11 protein-coding genes are annotated in these 14,257 nt (G+C 65.0%); 2 read left to right on the top strand and 9 right to left on the bottom strand.

Features of this window, described 5'->3' with window-relative positions; translation table 11 throughout:
• The first annotated feature begins 258 nt into the window (after nucleotides 1–258).
• Both ydiK and FAZ98_RS15605 read left to right on the top strand, forming a co-directional pair.
• Nucleotides 259–1,365 carry an AI-2E family transporter YdiK gene (gene ydiK / locus FAZ98_RS15610; RefSeq protein ID WP_158952223.1) on the top strand — a complete coding sequence of 369 codons (1,107 nt, stop codon included), beginning with the start codon at nucleotides 259–261 and terminating at the stop codon, nucleotides 1,363–1,365.
• Nucleotides 1,366–1,522: 157 nt separating this feature from the next.
• Nucleotides 1,523–4,195, top strand: coding sequence for an ATP-dependent Clp protease ATP-binding subunit (locus tag FAZ98_RS15605; RefSeq protein ID WP_158952222.1), 2,673 nt, complete (start codon nucleotides 1,523–1,525; stop codon nucleotides 4,193–4,195).
• A 44-nt stretch (nucleotides 4,196–4,239) separates the two neighbouring features.
• Here FAZ98_RS15605 and FAZ98_RS15600 read toward each other — a convergent pair whose 3' ends face one another.
• The 9 genes from FAZ98_RS15600 to FAZ98_RS15560 all read right to left on the bottom strand — a co-directional run bounded on the left by FAZ98_RS15600 (nucleotide 4,240) and on the right by FAZ98_RS15560 (nucleotide 14,121).
• Entirely contained in the window at nucleotides 4,240–5,475 is a 1,236-nt protein-coding gene (locus tag FAZ98_RS15600; RefSeq protein ID WP_158952221.1) for a type II toxin-antitoxin system HipA family toxin, read from the bottom strand.
• Complete coding sequence (locus tag FAZ98_RS15595) at nucleotides 5,472–5,720, bottom strand: helix-turn-helix transcriptional regulator (RefSeq protein ID WP_233272778.1); 249 nt, start codon at nucleotides 5,718–5,720, stop codon at nucleotides 5,472–5,474. Before FAZ98_RS15595 ends, FAZ98_RS15600 begins: the two co-directional genes overlap by 4 nt.
• 359 nt (nucleotides 5,721–6,079) lie before the next feature.
• On the bottom strand, nucleotides 6,080–7,717 hold the full coding sequence (locus tag FAZ98_RS15590; RefSeq protein WP_158952219.1) for an AMP-binding protein: 1,638 nt from the start codon (nucleotides 7,715–7,717) through the stop codon (nucleotides 6,080–6,082).
• Between the two features lie 123 nt (nucleotides 7,718–7,840).
• Nucleotides 7,841–8,257 (bottom strand): RidA family protein, encoded by a 417-nt coding sequence (locus tag FAZ98_RS15585; protein ID WP_158952218.1) that lies wholly within the window; start codon nucleotides 8,255–8,257, stop codon nucleotides 7,841–7,843.
• Between the two features lie 40 nt (nucleotides 8,258–8,297).
• Nucleotides 8,298–9,488, bottom strand: coding sequence for an acyl-CoA dehydrogenase family protein (locus FAZ98_RS15580; protein ID WP_158952217.1), 1,191 nt, complete (start codon nucleotides 9,486–9,488; stop codon nucleotides 8,298–8,300).
• A 1-nt stretch (nucleotide 9,489) separates the two neighbouring features.
• On the bottom strand, nucleotides 9,490–10,344 hold the full coding sequence (locus tag FAZ98_RS15575; RefSeq protein ID WP_158952216.1) for an enoyl-CoA hydratase family protein: 855 nt from the start codon (nucleotides 10,342–10,344) through the stop codon (nucleotides 9,490–9,492).
• Nucleotides 10,345–10,409: 65 nt separating this feature from the next.
• Nucleotides 10,410–10,982 carry a MarR family winged helix-turn-helix transcriptional regulator gene (locus FAZ98_RS15570; RefSeq protein ID WP_158952215.1) on the bottom strand — a complete coding sequence of 191 codons (573 nt, stop codon included), beginning with the start codon at nucleotides 10,980–10,982 and terminating at the stop codon, nucleotides 10,410–10,412.
• Entirely contained in the window at nucleotides 10,979–11,758 is a 780-nt protein-coding gene (locus tag FAZ98_RS15565; RefSeq protein WP_158952214.1) for an SDR family NAD(P)-dependent oxidoreductase, read from the bottom strand. The genes FAZ98_RS15570 and FAZ98_RS15565 overlap by 4 nt, the downstream gene beginning before the upstream one ends.
• A 2-nt stretch (nucleotides 11,759–11,760) precedes the next feature.
• On the bottom strand, nucleotides 11,761–14,121 hold the full coding sequence (locus tag FAZ98_RS15560) for a bifunctional salicylyl-CoA 5-hydroxylase/oxidoreductase (protein ID WP_158952213.1): 2,361 nt from the start codon (nucleotides 14,119–14,121) through the stop codon (nucleotides 11,761–11,763).
• Between the last annotated feature and the right edge of the window lie 136 nt (nucleotides 14,122–14,257).

The following is a 14,257-nucleotide window of genomic DNA, read 5'->3' as shown; positions in this document are numbered from 1 at the left end:
CATTATTCCAGAGGCTTCGGCACGGTGCATCGAAGGCTGGCTGCGTCGTGTTTGAGCCGGACGTTAAGAATGCGAACGAAATCCGCGCGCGGCGAGCCTGCGCGGGCGGTGCGCACGGCCGTGGCAAACGGCCTTTTCGCGCGGCATCGAGACGTATCCGATATAGACTAGCGCGTCGGCGGCGCAGGGCGCGAGCGCGGTCTTGCGCCAGCATCGTGTCCATCGCGCCAGCCATGGCGCCCGTCGCGAGGAGAGCACATGAAACCGCAAGCTACGCCCGATATCGCCCGCATCCTGTTCATCGTCGCCATTCTGTGTGCGCTGACGACCGGCACGCTCTACGTGATGCGGCCGTTTTTGCCGGGACTCATCTGGGCCACGACCATTGTCGTTGCCACCTGGCCCGCCATGCTCGCCGTGCAGCGGCGCTGCGGCAACCGGCGCTGGCTCGCCACGCTAGTGATGCTGCTGATTCTGCTCGTCGTGATCGTGCTGCCTTTGTACGAAGCGATTTCCACGCTGGCTGCGCATGGCGGCGAGATCATGGACGTGATCCGCAAGCTGCCCGACTACGCGCTCCCGCCGCCGCCCGCCTGGGTGCATGACATTCCCGCCGTGGGCTCGCGCATCGCCGCGAAATGGCAGGAGTTTTCGGATGCGGGGCCCGGCGGTCTGCTCGCGCAGCTCGAACCCTATGTGTCGATCGCGGCGCACTGGCTGATCGGGCACGCGGCCTCCGTGGGCGTGTTCGTCATTCATATGTTCATCACGGTGATCATCACGGGCATTCTCTACGTGCAGGGCGAGCACGCGGCGCACTACGTGATGCGTTTCGCGAGCCGCATCGCGCCCGTGTATGGCGAAGAAGCCGTGCAACTCGCGGGCGCCTCGATTCGCGCGGTCGCGCTCGGTATCGTGGTCACGGCCATTCTGCAATCGGCGCTTGGCGGCATCGGTCTCGCGGTCGCGGGCGTGCCGGGTGCGGGCGTGCTCACCGCGCTCATGCTGATGCTGTGCCTCGCGCAGATCGGGCCTACGCTGCCGCTGCTGGGCGGCATCGTGTTTCTCTTCATGCACGACGCGCGCGTGGCCGGCATTCTGCTCGCGGTGTGGTCGCTGATGGTCGTCATGCTCGACAACTTCGTGCGTCCCGTGTTGATCCGGCGTGGCGTCAATCTCTCCATGCTGCTGATTCTTTCCGGCGTATTGGGCGGCATGTTCGCGTTCGGTATCGTCGGCCTGTTCATCGGTCCGGTGATACTCGCGGTCTCCTCGACCTTGCTTTCCGCGTGGATCAAAAGCCCTGCTGGCCAGGCGCGCGCAACCGCGGAACCGCATCCGCCGCTCGTCGATCCAGACGTTTGAGATATCGATTGCCGTCTCCCTGGCGACGCGCTCCGCGAATCGACGTTACGATGAGAGCTGATTTCGTGACGGCATTCGTTAGAGCATTCAGGCGGCTTGCACGCGGGCACGACGAGTATCGCGTTCGCACGCCGCGCATCGCTTTCCTGGAGACGAAATGGCTCAGTTCAACTGCGATATCTGCGGCGTGCGTCCCGCGACCGTGCGAGTTGCCGTGTTGCAGGACGGCAGACGGCGTTTTCTCGATGTCTGCGATTACCACTACGCGCAACTCACGCGCCATCAGCGCACGCTGAGTCCGCTCGAAGCGCTGTTCCGCGCTTCGCAGCAGGCCGAAGGCGCGACCGAACCCACTCCGCAGCAGGCGATGGAAGCCGGCGACGGCGCCATCGTCGAGCGTTATTTCAGCGACGTGGCGCGCGAATTGCTCCAGCGCGCCGCAGAGCGCGCGGTGCAGTTCGGGCGGCGCGAAGTCGACACGGAGCATCTGCTTTACGAAATCGCAGGCAATGACGCGGGCGTGGCGCTGCTCAAGCGGCTCGGCGTTCAACCCGACGACGTGCGCGCGTTCATCGACGCCAATGCGCAAAAGCGCGACCCTTCGAATGCGCCGGAAGACGGCCGGATCGGCGTGTCGCCGCGTTTGAAGGGGGCGCTAGACCGCGCATTTCTGGTGTCGCGCGAACTCGGTCACAGTTACGTCGCGCCCGAGCATCTGCTGTTCGGTCTCACGCAGGTGCCCGAGAGTTTCGCGGGCCATCTGCTCGGCCGCTACGGCGTCACGCCGCAAAAGGTGCTGCAGGCACTCGTGGAAGCGCAAGGCGACAAGCGCGAACGTCCCGCCGCGAAGGGGCCGAGCGCCACGCCCCAACTCGACCAGTACAGCCGCGATCTCACCGCGCTCGCGAGCGAAGGCAAGCTCGATCCGGTGATCGGCCGGTCGAGCGAAATCGAAACCGTGGTGGAAGTCCTCGCGCGGCGGCGCAAGAACAATCCGGTGCTGATCGGCGAGCCGGGCGTGGGCAAAACCGCTATCGCCGAAGGGCTCGCACAACGCATGCTCAACGGCGACGTGCCCGAATCGCTGCGCGGCCGGCGGCTCGTCGAACTCAACGTGAACGGTCTCGTGGCGGGCGCGAAGTATCGCGGCGAATTCGAGGAGCGCGTGAAGGGCGTGATGGAAGAGATCACGGCGCAGCGCGACAACCTCGTGCTGTTCATCGACGAGGTGCATACGATCGTTGGCGCGGGCACGGGCGGCGGCGAGGGCGGCCTCGATATCGCCAACGTGTTCAAGCCCGCGATGGCGCGCGGCGAACTGAACCTGATTGGCGCGACCACGCTTTCCGAGTACCAGAAGTACATCGAGAAAGACGCGGCGCTCGAGCGGCGCTTTCAGCCGGTGTTCGTGGCCGAGCCGAGCGTCGATCAAACCATCAACATCTTGCGCGGCCTGCGCGACAAGCTCGAGGTTCATCATCACGTCACGATTCGCGACGACGCGCTCGTGGCCGCCGCCGAACTGTCGGACCGCTACGTCACGGGCCGCTTCCTGCCCGACAAGGCCATCGACCTGATCGATCAGGCGGCGGCGCGCGTGCATCTTTCGGCCACCTCGCGGCCCGCGGTGATACTCGAACTCGAAGCCGAACTCGCGCAATTGCGCCGCGAGCAGGATTACGCGGCCACGCGCAAGAATTTCGAGCGCGCGCATACGCTCGACGAACCTATCGCCGACAAGGAAAAGGCGCTTGCGGAAGCCACGAACGACTGGAAAGGCCAACTCGGTTCGGTGACGTCCGACGTGACGACCGAGGAAGTGGCCGAGATCGTTTCGAAGCTCACGGGCGTACCCGTCACGCAATTGACGGCGGAAGAGCGCACGCGGCTGCTCGAAATGGAGCAGCGTCTGCACGAGCGCGTGATCGGCCAGGAGCAGGCGATCGTCGCCGTGAGCGATGCGGTGCGCCGCTCGCGCGCCGGGCTGCGGCGCGGCCGTCGTCCCACCGCCGTGTTCCTGTTCCTCGGGCCCACGGGCGTGGGCAAGACCGAACTCGCAAAGGCGCTGGCCGAAGTCGTGTTCGGCGACGAAGACGCGATCGTGCGTATCGACATGAGCGAGTACATGGAGCGCCATGCGGTCTCGCGTTTGATCGGCTCGCCGCCCGGCTATGTGGGTTACGACGAGGGTGGCCAGTTGACGGAGCGCGTGCGCCGCCGCCCTTATTGCGTGATCCTGCTCGACGAAATCGAGAAGGCGCATTCCGATGTCTACAACGTGCTGCTGCAGGTTTTCGACGATGGCCGCCTCACCGACGGCAAGGGGCGCGTGGTCGATTTCAGCAACACGATCGTGATCGCGACGAGCAATCTGGGCTCCGACGTGGTGTCGGGACAGAAGCGCTCGGGGCCCGGTTTTCTGTCGAGCGCCGACGTGTCGATGCAAAACGCGGTGATGGGCGAATTGCGCCAGCATTTCCGGCCCGAGTTCCTGAACCGCATCGACGAAATCATCGTGTTTCAAGGGCTCAACAGCGAGGAGTTGCGCGCGATCGTTCGGTTGCAACTCGAGCAGGTGCAGCGGATGGCGCGCAGCCAGGACATCGATCTCACGTTCGACGACAGCGTGGTCGACCATCTCGCGGCGGAGGGGTATCGGCCCGAATTCGGCGCGCGCGAATTGAAACGGCAGATTCAGCAGACGGTGGAAAACGAACTCGCGAAGGAAATGCTCAAGGGCGAGGTGAAGGAGGGGGCGAAGGTCGTATGCCGTTTCGATACGGCGGACCGGCGCATGACATTCGCGGTGCAGGACGCGGGCAACGCGTGACGCGGTTGCGCCCTGAAGCGCTGCGTTCTGGTTGATTCACTCGCTTAACGCACGGCTTTGGGGCGCGTCACGGGCTTGATGCCGGGATGCTCGACGGCATGCCGGATTTTTTCCAGCAGATCGTCTTTCTGGTAGCGCGGATCGTTCGCGAGGCGCGCTGCAACCGTGTCATACGCGCGTTGCAGTCGCGTCATGATTGCTTCGCTATCCGAAGCATTCAGTTCGAGGCGGCGCGCGAACGCCATCAATTCGGCGGGCAACGGGAAGGTTTTGCTGCGATTGAGGCTCAGCGCCATGCGGCCGTCGAGATCCGGATAGATGTCGGTGCAGACCACGTCGAATACCGGCGCGAGCCGGCGTGGCCCGGTTGGATCGGCGTACAGGATCCCGAGGTTCTTCATATGCGCGTCGCCGTCGCGCAGCATGCACGACAGCGCGATGCGTTCGAACAAGCGGCGTTTTTGCGCCGGGTCGGAGCGCGTGTAGATGTCCACGGCCTTGGCGATCATCTCGTAGCTGCCTTCGTACTTCGCCTTGCCCGTTAGCACGCTCATGTCCTCGAAACCGAGCGGCGTGCCTTCGGCGGTGCGATCGAAGCGCGACATCACGAAGAGCTGGCCGTCGTCCGAGAGCCAGAATCCAGGCACTTCGAGCGCCGCCTCCTGCGCCACCGACATGCAGAAGAATTCGTTGCGAGCGAGGCCGGGGAAGTCGTCGCCTTCCGCCTTGACGATCACGGTGCGCAGCGGCAGCGCCGTGTGTTCGGCCGGCCGCCCGGTCGCCTCGCTCGCGAGCGGCACGACCGCCTTTGGCTGCACGCCGGAAATGCCGGAACCGAGCGCATAGCGGTCGATGAGGCGCTCGAACAGGCGCCCCGAAGGCGAGGACAGCAACTCGTCGAGACGTTCGCCGTCGCCTTCGGGCACGCGCTCGCCGGGCACGGAGTAGGTGAGCCGGCCGATCTGGTTGCGGCCGGCGAGAAAGAGCAGAAACAGGTCGCTGGGCGCGCCGTAACGCGCCAGCCGCTCCTCGATCACGAAGCGCAGATAACCCTCGGGCCGGTTCATCGCGAAGATGCCCATGAGGTCGCCGCTCGCGTAACTCTGGCGCCGCACCGGCATGGTCAGCGACACGGCGGCTCGATCGGGCGTTTGACCGTAGTTGAAGACGAAACGGCTCTCGCGCGCGAGCAGGCCGCTCGGCCCCTGCGGCGTGTGAACCTCGAGCGTGCGGATTTCGCGCAGGAGGCGTTCGAGATCGAGCGGGGCTGCGCTGCTCATTCGTCGTCCCGGAAGATATCTTGCAGGTCCTCGAAGACCACGGTGTCCAGCGGGCGCAGAACCACCTCGTAGCCCAGCGCGTTGGCGAGCCGGCACAACTCGCGAATGCCGATGTTTTCGGCCTGCTCCGCATTCGTGATGGTGCGGCGGGCGACGCCGGCGCGGTCGGCGAGCGCCTGCTGCGTGAGCTTGCGCTCGCGACGCGTCGAACGCAGGCTCGTAGCGAGGCGTTCGACGTTGGACACGAGAGGGGTGGGAGCCGTTTTGCGCATAATAGTGCGCATTATAGGCCAGTAAGATGGTTTTGCGCATTATCGTGCGCAAAATGAGATGGGGATTTAGTCGGTTTGCAAGGCAAAAATGCGCAAGATCATGCGCATTGGCGAGGCGACGTATCGATTTGCGCATCATTTTGCGCAAAAAGAGGCGCTAGACGCGTTTTACGCCGATGTCATTGAAGGATCAATCGACATTATAAAAATAATGTCTAAATATACGGTTAAAACTGTAGAAAATTATCGGTTTACGTAATAATACATTTGAAAAAATCCTTAAGTGTGCCGTTTCAGATCGGCAATGGGCCGCCGAAGCGGCCCAACCCACCTCACATCGCCCGCAAGGCTGCGCGTTTCAGCTTGCCGGTTTCCGTGCGCGGCAGCGCGTCGATAAACGTGACCAAACGCGGATATTTGTAGGCCGCCACGGCGTTCTTCACGAATTCCTGCAACTCCGTGACCATCGCGTCGTTGCCGTCGAAACCGGGACGCAGCACCACGAACGCCTTCACCACCTGTCCGCGCAGATCGTCGGGTACGCCGGTCACGCCGCATTCGGCGACGGCGGGGTGCTGCATCAACACCGTTTCCACCTCCGGCCCGGCGATGTTGTAGCCAGAGGACACGATCATGTCGTCGGCGCGCGCCTGGTAGAACACGTAGCCGTCCGCGTCGATCGAGACGGCGTCGCCGGGCAGATTCCAGCCGCCGCGCACGAATTTCATCTGGCGTTCGTCGGCGAGATAGCGGCAGCCGGTCGGGCCGCGCACGGCGAGGTTGCCGGTCACGCCCGGCGGCACGGGCTGCATGGCGTCGTCGAGCGCCTGCACGACGTAGCCCGGCACCGCGCGGCCGATCGATCCCGGACGCACCTCCGCACCCGCCGACGACACGAAGATATGGATCATTTCCGTGCCGCCGATACCGTCGATCATCTCGATGCCCGTGGCTTCGCGCCACAGTTCGCGCGTGGTGGGCGGCAGCGCCTCGCCCGCGGAAACGGATTGCTGGAGACTGGCGATGTCCGCGTCCTTCACGAGCGGCGCCATCTGCCGATAAAAGGTGGGCGCGGTGAATACGATGGTCGCGCGAAAGCGTTCGATGGCCTGCAACAGCAGCGCGGGCGTGAGCTTTTCGATCAGTACCGTGGACGCGCCCACGCGCAGCGGAAAGCACAGCATGCCGCCAAGTCCGAACGTGAACGCGAGCGGCGGCGTGCCGCAGAACACGTCAGCGGGCGTGGGTTTGAGCACGTGGCGCGGGAACAGGTCGCACATCGCGATCACGTCGCGATGGAAATGCATGCAGCCCTTCGGCGTACCGGTCGTGCCGCTCGTGAACGCAATGAGGCAGACGTCGTCGGCGGCCGTATCGCAGGCCGTGAACTCGGCGGGTTTGTCCGCGGCGAGCGTTTCGATCGAACCGGGTGCGCTGTCGTGGAAGTGGCGCGCCTGCTTGATGCTCGCGCAGAAGTACTCGTCGGCGGGATCCATGCAGCGCGCGAGTTCTTCGGCGAGCCGCACGTCGCACAGAGCCGCCGAGACCTGCGCCTTGTCGGCAATCTGCTTGAGTTCTTTCGCGCGCAGCAGCGGCATGGTCGGAATCACCACGAGCCCGGCCTTGAGCGCCGCGAGAAACACGACCGCCATTTGCAGTGTATTCGGCCCGCGCAGCAGCACGCGGTTGCCGGGCTGCAAGCCCATCTCGTCGACGAGCACGTGCGCGCTGCGATTGACGAGCGCGAGCAGCTCCGCATAGGTCGTGGCGTGCGGCGCGCCGTCGATCTCCGACCAGACCGCGGGGCGGTCGCCGTGTCCGCTGGCGATGGCGCGATCGAGCAACTCGGCCGCGCAATTCATGCGCGCGGGGTAGGCGACGTCGGGATTGTCGAGCAGCATCACGGGCCATTGCGCCTCGGGCGGCAAATGATCGCGTGCGAAAGTATCGACGTGTGCGGTCGGTTGCATGATGTCTCCGGCAGTCTGTTCAGGCAGATCGTTTTCGGGCTTTTATTACGCGCTGTTTTCGCGCGTTCGTTGCGTGCGCAACGTTAAGTCATCGCGCCGCGCGGGGCGCGATGCAACCGCCTGTCAATCACGATTCAGGCGCGGATCGTCGGGAATCACGGCCGTGGCTTCGATCTCGACCTTCGCGTCGTCCTCCACGAGCGCGACGACCTGCACGGCGCTCATGGCGATGTCGTAGTCGCCGATCAACTCGCGGAATGCCGCGCCGATCTCCTTCAGCGAAGCCAGATATTCTTTCTTGTCCGTCACGTACCACGTCAAGCGCACGAGGTGCTCGGGCTTGCCGCCCGCCACGTCCAGGACGGCGACGATATTGCGCAGCGCCTGCACCGCCTGCGCGCCGAACTCGTGGCTCGTGAACTGTGCGTTTTCGTCCCAGCCGATCTGGCCGGCAATGTACACCTGCGTGCCCGTGGCGGCAACGCCGTTGGCATAGCCGCGCGGCTTGAGCCAGCCTGCGGGAAGAAGGGCTTTTTTCATAGTCGTTAGCAATCCGTATGATGCGTCGCGAAGCGGGCGCTTACGCGGCGGTGTTGAATTCCTTGAGCAAATCGCGGCCGACGATCAGTTGCTGCACTTCCGTCGCGCCTTCGTAAATACGCAGCGAGCGAATCTCGCGATACAGCGACTCGACGATATGGCCGCTCTGCACGCCCATGCCGCCCCACAGCTGCACTGCCGCGTCGATGACCTGTTGCGCGCCTTCGCTCGCATGCCACTTCGCCATGGCCGCCTCGCGCGTCACGCTTTCGCCCTGGTCGCGCAGCCACGCCGCGCGATAGACGAGCAGGGCGCTGCTGTCGATGGTGAGCGCCATTTGCGCGAGCTTGGCCTGCGTCAGCTGGAAATCGCCGAGCGTCTGCCCGAACATCTTGCGCGAAGCCGCGCGCGAGAGACCTTCGGCGAGCGCGCGCCGCGCGAAACCGAGCGAAGCGGCGGCGACCGAGGTGCGGAAGATATCGAGCGTGCGCATGGCGATCTTGAAGCCCTCGCCAGGTACGCCCAGCATCTGGCTGCGCTTCACGCGCGCGCCGCTAAAGCGCAGGCGTGCGAGCGGATGCGGCGCGATCACGTCGATCCGTTCGGCGATCTCGAGCCCGGGCGTGCTGGCGTCCACGACGAACGCGCTGATGCCGCGCGCGCCCGGTGCTTCGCCGGTGCGCGCGAACACCACGTAGAAGTCGGCGATGCCGCCGTTGGAGATCCACGTCTTTTCGCCGTCGAGAACATAATCTTCGCCTTCGGCACGCGCGGCGAGCGCCATCGCGGCAACGTCGGAGCCCGCTTCGGGTTCGGAGAGCGCGAAGGCCGCGAGCGCTTCGCCGCTGGCCACGCGCGGCAGGTAGCGCGACTTTTGCGCTTCGGTGCCGGCGAGCGAAATGGCGCCGGAGCCGAGGCCCTGCATGGCCAGTGCGAAGTCGGCGAGGCCGGAATGTTTGGCGAGCGTTTCGCGCAGCAGGCACACGGCGCGCGTGTCGATGGTGTCGCCGTGGCCGCCGTAAGCAGTGCCGCCCACGCCGTAGCGCAGCCAGCCCGCTTCGCCCAGTTGGCGCACGAGCGCGCGGCAGGTGGCGTCGACGTCGTCGTGCGGGACATGCGCGAGGTGCTCGCGCGACCACGCTTCGATGCCCGCGCCCAGCTCGCGATGACGGTCCTCGAAAAACGGCCAGGCGAGCGCGCTGTGAAGATCGATGTCGGCTTTGGCGTTCAACTCAATCTCCCTGGAAAACCGGACGCGACTTCGCGGCGAAGGCTTCGTACGCGCGGCCGAAGTCGCGCGTGGCCATACAGATCGCCTGGGCTTGCGCTTCCGATTCGATCGCTTCGTCGATGCTCATGGTCCATTCCTGATGCAGCATCTTCTTCGTGATGCCATGCGCGAAGGTCGGGCCCGCGGCGAGATCGGCGGCGAGCTTTTGAGCTTCGGCGAGCAGCGTTTCCGGGTCGCAGAGGCGGTTGTAGAAACCCCAGGCGTGGCCTTCGTCGCCGCTCGCGGAGCGGCCCGTATAGAGCAATTCCGCGGCGCGCCCCTGACCGATGATGCGCGGCAGGATCGCGCACGCGCCCATATCGCAACCCGCGAGGCCCACGCGCGTGAAGAGGAACGCGAGTTTGCTGCGCGAGGTGGCGTAGCGCATGTCGGAGGCCATGGCGAGGATCGCGCCCGCGCCCGCGCACACGCCGTCGACCGCCGCGATGATCGGCTGCGGGCAGTGGCGCATGGCTTTCACGAGATCGCCCGTCATGCGCGTGAACATCAGCAGTTCGGGCATGGGCAGGTCGATGAGCGGCGCGATGATGTCGTGCACGTCGCCGCCCGAGCAGAAGTTTTCGCCCGCGCCATGCAGCACGACGGTCTTGATGTCGGTGGCGTAGGCGAGCTGGCGAAACAGGTCGCGCAGTTCCGCATACGACTCGAACGTGAGCGGATTCTTGCGCTCGGGGCGATTGAGCGTGATGGTCGCGACGCGGCCTTCGACCGACCAGCCGAAATGCTGCGGCTGATAACCCGCGAGCGTCGTGCGGTTGCCTGCGAAAAGCGCCTCGGCGCTGGAACGTGTCGTCAAGGTGTGTCTCCCAATCTATGCGTGTTCGTGAACGCCGCGGGCGTTCGAGGCTGCCGTATCGGCGGCTATTTCAGGCCTTGTTCGAGGCCGCTGCGCAAATGCTGCTTGAGCTTGCCGAGCCGCTCGTGCATTTTCGACTTCTCGTCGAGCGAGAGGCCGCCGAGCATTTCCACCACCCACTGCTCGTGCGCGACCGCCATGCGATCGAACTGCGCGCGGCCTTCGGGCGTGAGCTTGACGGCGATCGAGCGGCGGTCGTCGGGGTCGGCGTCGCGCACCACGAGGCCTTCTTTTTCCAGCTGATCGGTGATGCCCGTGACGTTGCCGCCCGTGACCATCAGACGGCGCGACAATTCGGTCATGCGCAAGCCTTCGGGATGGCGTTCGAGCTGCGCCATCAGGTCGAAACGCGGCAGCGTGGTGTCGAATTCGCTACGCAGGCGGCGGCGCAATTCGGCTTGCACGAGGTTGGTCGTGGTGAGCAGGCGCAGCCACAGGCGCAAGCCCATGTGGCTGTCGGCGCCCGTGCTCATCTCCATGTCGACGACATTCCCCGCCGGTTTTTCGACGCCCTTGCGCACCGTTTTCGTGGCGGTTTTCGCTGCCGCGTTCTTGCGCGGCGAGGCAGGCGATGTCATGTGATTTCTCCACCGGAAACGGATATTGACTGCCCCGTGATCGCGGACGACCCGGGCCCGCAGAGCCACAACACCGCGTCGCCCACTTCGTCGGGCGTGACGAAGCGCTGCTGCGGATTGTGGCGCACGAGAATGCTACGCGCCTCCGCTTCGCTGCGCGAGGTCTTGCGCGTGATCTGATCGAGCGAAGCTTGCAGCAATTCCGTTTCCGTATAGCCGGGGCAAACCGCGTTGACGGTCACGCCTTGCGTGGCCACTTCGAGCGCGAGCGCGCGCGTCATGCCGATCACGCCGTGCTTCGAGGCGCAATACGCGGCCACGTACGGATAACCGACCTGGCCCGCCGTGCTCGCCACGTTGACGATGCGCCCCGACTTGCGCTTGAGCATGGCGGGCAGCACCGCGCGCGTGCAGAGGAACGCGCCCGTGAGATTGACGTCGAGCATGCGCTGCCAGAGCGCGAGATCGGTTTGCGCGAACGGCGCGGCCGTGGCCTGGCCCGCATTGTTCACGAGAATGTCGATCTCGCCGAGCGCGGCCACCGCTTGCGCGAAGGCCGCAGTCACGGCCTCCTCGTTCGCGATGTCCACGCTCACGCAGGCCACGTTGTCGCCGCCGCCCAGCGCCGTTTTCTGCGCTTCGAGGCGCGTGGCGTCGCGGCCCATGAGCGTGACGCGCGCGCCCGCGCCGAGCAGCGTGGCGGCCGTGGCCGCGCCGATACCGCTGCCGCCGCCCGTGACCACCGCATGACGATCGTTCAGGATTCCCAGGCTCATGCTCACACCGTTCCTTCGGCGCGCTGCGCGCGTTCGAGCGGCGAGAGGCCCGCAGCCGCCGCGGCCGCCGCGCGTTCGCGTTCGATGTTGCGCTCGAGCTGCGTTTTCGCCGAGGTGTATTGCACCGGCCACTTCACGTCGAGCCAGCCGATGCGCGCGGCTTCCGTGAGCGTCCACGACGGATTGGCCAGATGCGGACGCGCCACCGCGCAGAGATCGGCGCGACCGGCCGCGATGATGCCGTTCACGTGGTCGGCTTCGGAAATCGCGCCCACGGCGATGGTGGCGATACCCGCTTCGTTGCGGATGCGGTCGGCGAACGGCGTCTGGAACATGCGGCCGTAGACCGGGCGTTCTTCCTTGCTCACCTGACCCGACGAGACGTCGATCATGTCGGCGCCCGCGGCCTTGAAGGCACGCGCGATTTCGATGGCGTCGTCGGGCGTGTTGCCGCCTTCGACCCAGTCGTGCGCCGAAATCCGCACGGAGATCGGCTTGTCTTCCGGCCAGATCGCGCGCAATGCCTTGAAGATCCGCAACGGATAGCGCAGGCGGTTTTCGAGCGAGCCGCCATATTCGTCGGTACGCTGGTTCGTGAGCGGCGAGAGGAAGCTGGACAACAGATAGCCGTGCGCGCAGTGCAGTTCGAGCCAGTCGAAGCCGGCTTCCACGGCCATGTGCGTGGAGCGCACGAATTGCGCTTCGATCTCGCGCAATTCGTCTTCGCTCGCCTCGTGAGACCACTGGCTCACGCCCGGCAAATACTGCTGCGGCGAAGCCGAAACGAGCGGCCAGTTACCGTCGTCGAGCGGTTTGTCGATGCCTTGCCACGCCACGCGAGTGGAGCCCTTCGCACCCGAATGGCCGATCTGCACCCCGATCTTCGCGTCGGACTGCGCATGCACGAAATCCACAATGCGCTTCCACGCCGTCAAATGTTCGGGCGCATAGAGGCCGGGGCAACCCGGCGTGATACGGCCTTCGGGCGAGACGCAGGTCATTTCCGTCATGACCATGGCCGCGCCGCCCATGGCGCGCGCACCGAGGTGCATCAGGTGATAGTCGCCGGCCACGCCGTCCTGCGCGGAATACTGCGCCATGGGCGAGACCACCACGCGGTTCTTGAGCGTGACGCCGCGCAGCTTGAACGGCGTGAACATCGGCGGCACGGCGCGGGTGCCCGCACCGGCGCGTTCCGCGAGCCACGTTTCGAAGCCTGAAAGATAGTTCGAATCGCGATCGCGCAGGTTTTCGTGCGAGATGCGCTGCGAGCGCGTGAGCAGCGAATACGCGAACTGCTCCGGTTCGAATTGGGTGTAGCGGTCGACGTGCTCGAACCACTCCGTGGAATTGCGCGCGGCATTCTGGATACGCAGCACGTCCACGCTGCGCACGCTCGTATAGTGTTCGAGCGCGGCGCGCAGATCGGTGGGATGCGTGTCCATGCTGTTGGCCAGCTCGATGGCGTCTTCGAGCGCGAGCTTGGTGCCCGAGCCGATCGAGAAGTGCGCCGTGTGCGCCGCGTCGCCCATCAGCACGACCGGCGTCTGCTTGCCGTCCGCCGCCGTTTTCCAGTGCACCCACTCGCGATTCACCACGCGCGGGAAGCGGATCCATTGCGCGGAGCCGCGCAGATGCTCCGCGTTCGAGCGCAGTGCGTTGCCGTCGAGGTAGCGCGCGAACAGCTTCTCGCAGAACGCGATGCTGTCTTCCTTGCTCATGGTGTCGAGGCCGGCGGCACGCCATACGTGATCCGGCGTTTCGACGATGAACGTGGACGTGTTGTCGTCGAAGCGATACGCGTGCGCCTGGAACCAGCCCCATTCGGTCTGTTCGAACGCGAACGTGAAGGCGTCGAAGAGTTTCGAGGTGCCGAGCCACACGAAGCGGCAATCGCGCATGTCGATGTCGGGCTGATACGTGGCCGCGTATTTCTGGCGCGTGGCGCTGTTGAGGCCGTCGCACGCGACGATGAGGTCGGCGTTCTGGATGTCGTCGTCGGTGATCTGCGATTCGAATACGAGCTTCACGCCCAGTTGTTCGCAGCGCGCCTGCAGGATGTTCAGCAGACGCTTGCGGCCGATGCCGCAAAAACCGTGACCCGACGAGCGGATGGAACGCTCGCGGAAATGAATTTCGATGTCGTCCCAGTGATTGAACGCGTCGAGAATTTCGCTCGCGCTTTCGGGATCGGCCGCGCGCAGATTGCCGAGCGTTTGATCCGAGAACACCACGCCCCAACCGAACGTGTCGTAAGGACGGTTCCGTTCGATTACCGTGACTTCGTAGTCCGGATGACGGCGCTTCATCAACAGGCCGAAGTACAGGCCGGCCGGCCCACCACCGATGCAAACAATACGCATGCTCGCTCCCTTGATCAGTCTGCAAGGGCAATGTATGCCGATTTACTTTAGGTGTCAAGTAAATCGCGGGCGTAGCGGGTTCGCCCTGGTACGGCATGGAAGCGGCTTCCGGATTCGCGTGTGGATGCATCGCCCG

This window comes from Paraburkholderia acidisoli (assembly GCF_009789675.1).
Taxonomy (GTDB): Bacteria; Pseudomonadota; Gammaproteobacteria; order Burkholderiales; family Burkholderiaceae; genus Paraburkholderia; species Paraburkholderia acidisoli.
The sequence above is the reverse complement of the archived record's forward strand: the minus strand, read 5'-3'. Positions and strand labels throughout refer to the sequence as shown.

Excerpts from the sequence above, each read along its gene's own strand:
- FAZ98_RS15600 (WP_158952221.1), bottom strand. The coding sequence starts at position 5,475 with ATGAGCAGCGCAGCCCCGCTCGATCTCGAACGCCTCCTGCGCGAAATC.
- FAZ98_RS15605 (WP_158952222.1), top strand. The coding sequence starts at position 1,523 with ATGGCTCAGTTCAACTGCGATATCTGCGGCGTGCGTCCCGCGACCGTG.
- FAZ98_RS15585 (WP_158952218.1), bottom strand. The coding sequence starts at position 8,257 with ATGAAAAAAGCCCTTCTTCCCGCAGGCTGGCTCAAGCCGCGCGGCTAT.
- FAZ98_RS15560 (WP_158952213.1), bottom strand. The coding sequence starts at position 14,121 with ATGCGTATTGTTTGCATCGGTGGTGGGCCGGCCGGCCTGTACTTCGGC.
- ydiK (WP_158952223.1), top strand. The coding sequence starts at position 259 with ATGAAACCGCAAGCTACGCCCGATATCGCCCGCATCCTGTTCATCGTC.
- FAZ98_RS15590 (WP_158952219.1), bottom strand. The coding sequence starts at position 7,717 with ATGCAACCGACCGCACACGTCGATACTTTCGCACGCGATCATTTGCCG.
- FAZ98_RS15565 (WP_158952214.1), bottom strand. The coding sequence starts at position 11,758 with ATGAGCCTGGGAATCCTGAACGATCGTCATGCGGTGGTCACGGGCGGC.
- FAZ98_RS15570 (WP_158952215.1), bottom strand. The coding sequence starts at position 10,982 with ATGACATCGCCTGCCTCGCCGCGCAAGAACGCGGCAGCGAAAACCGCC.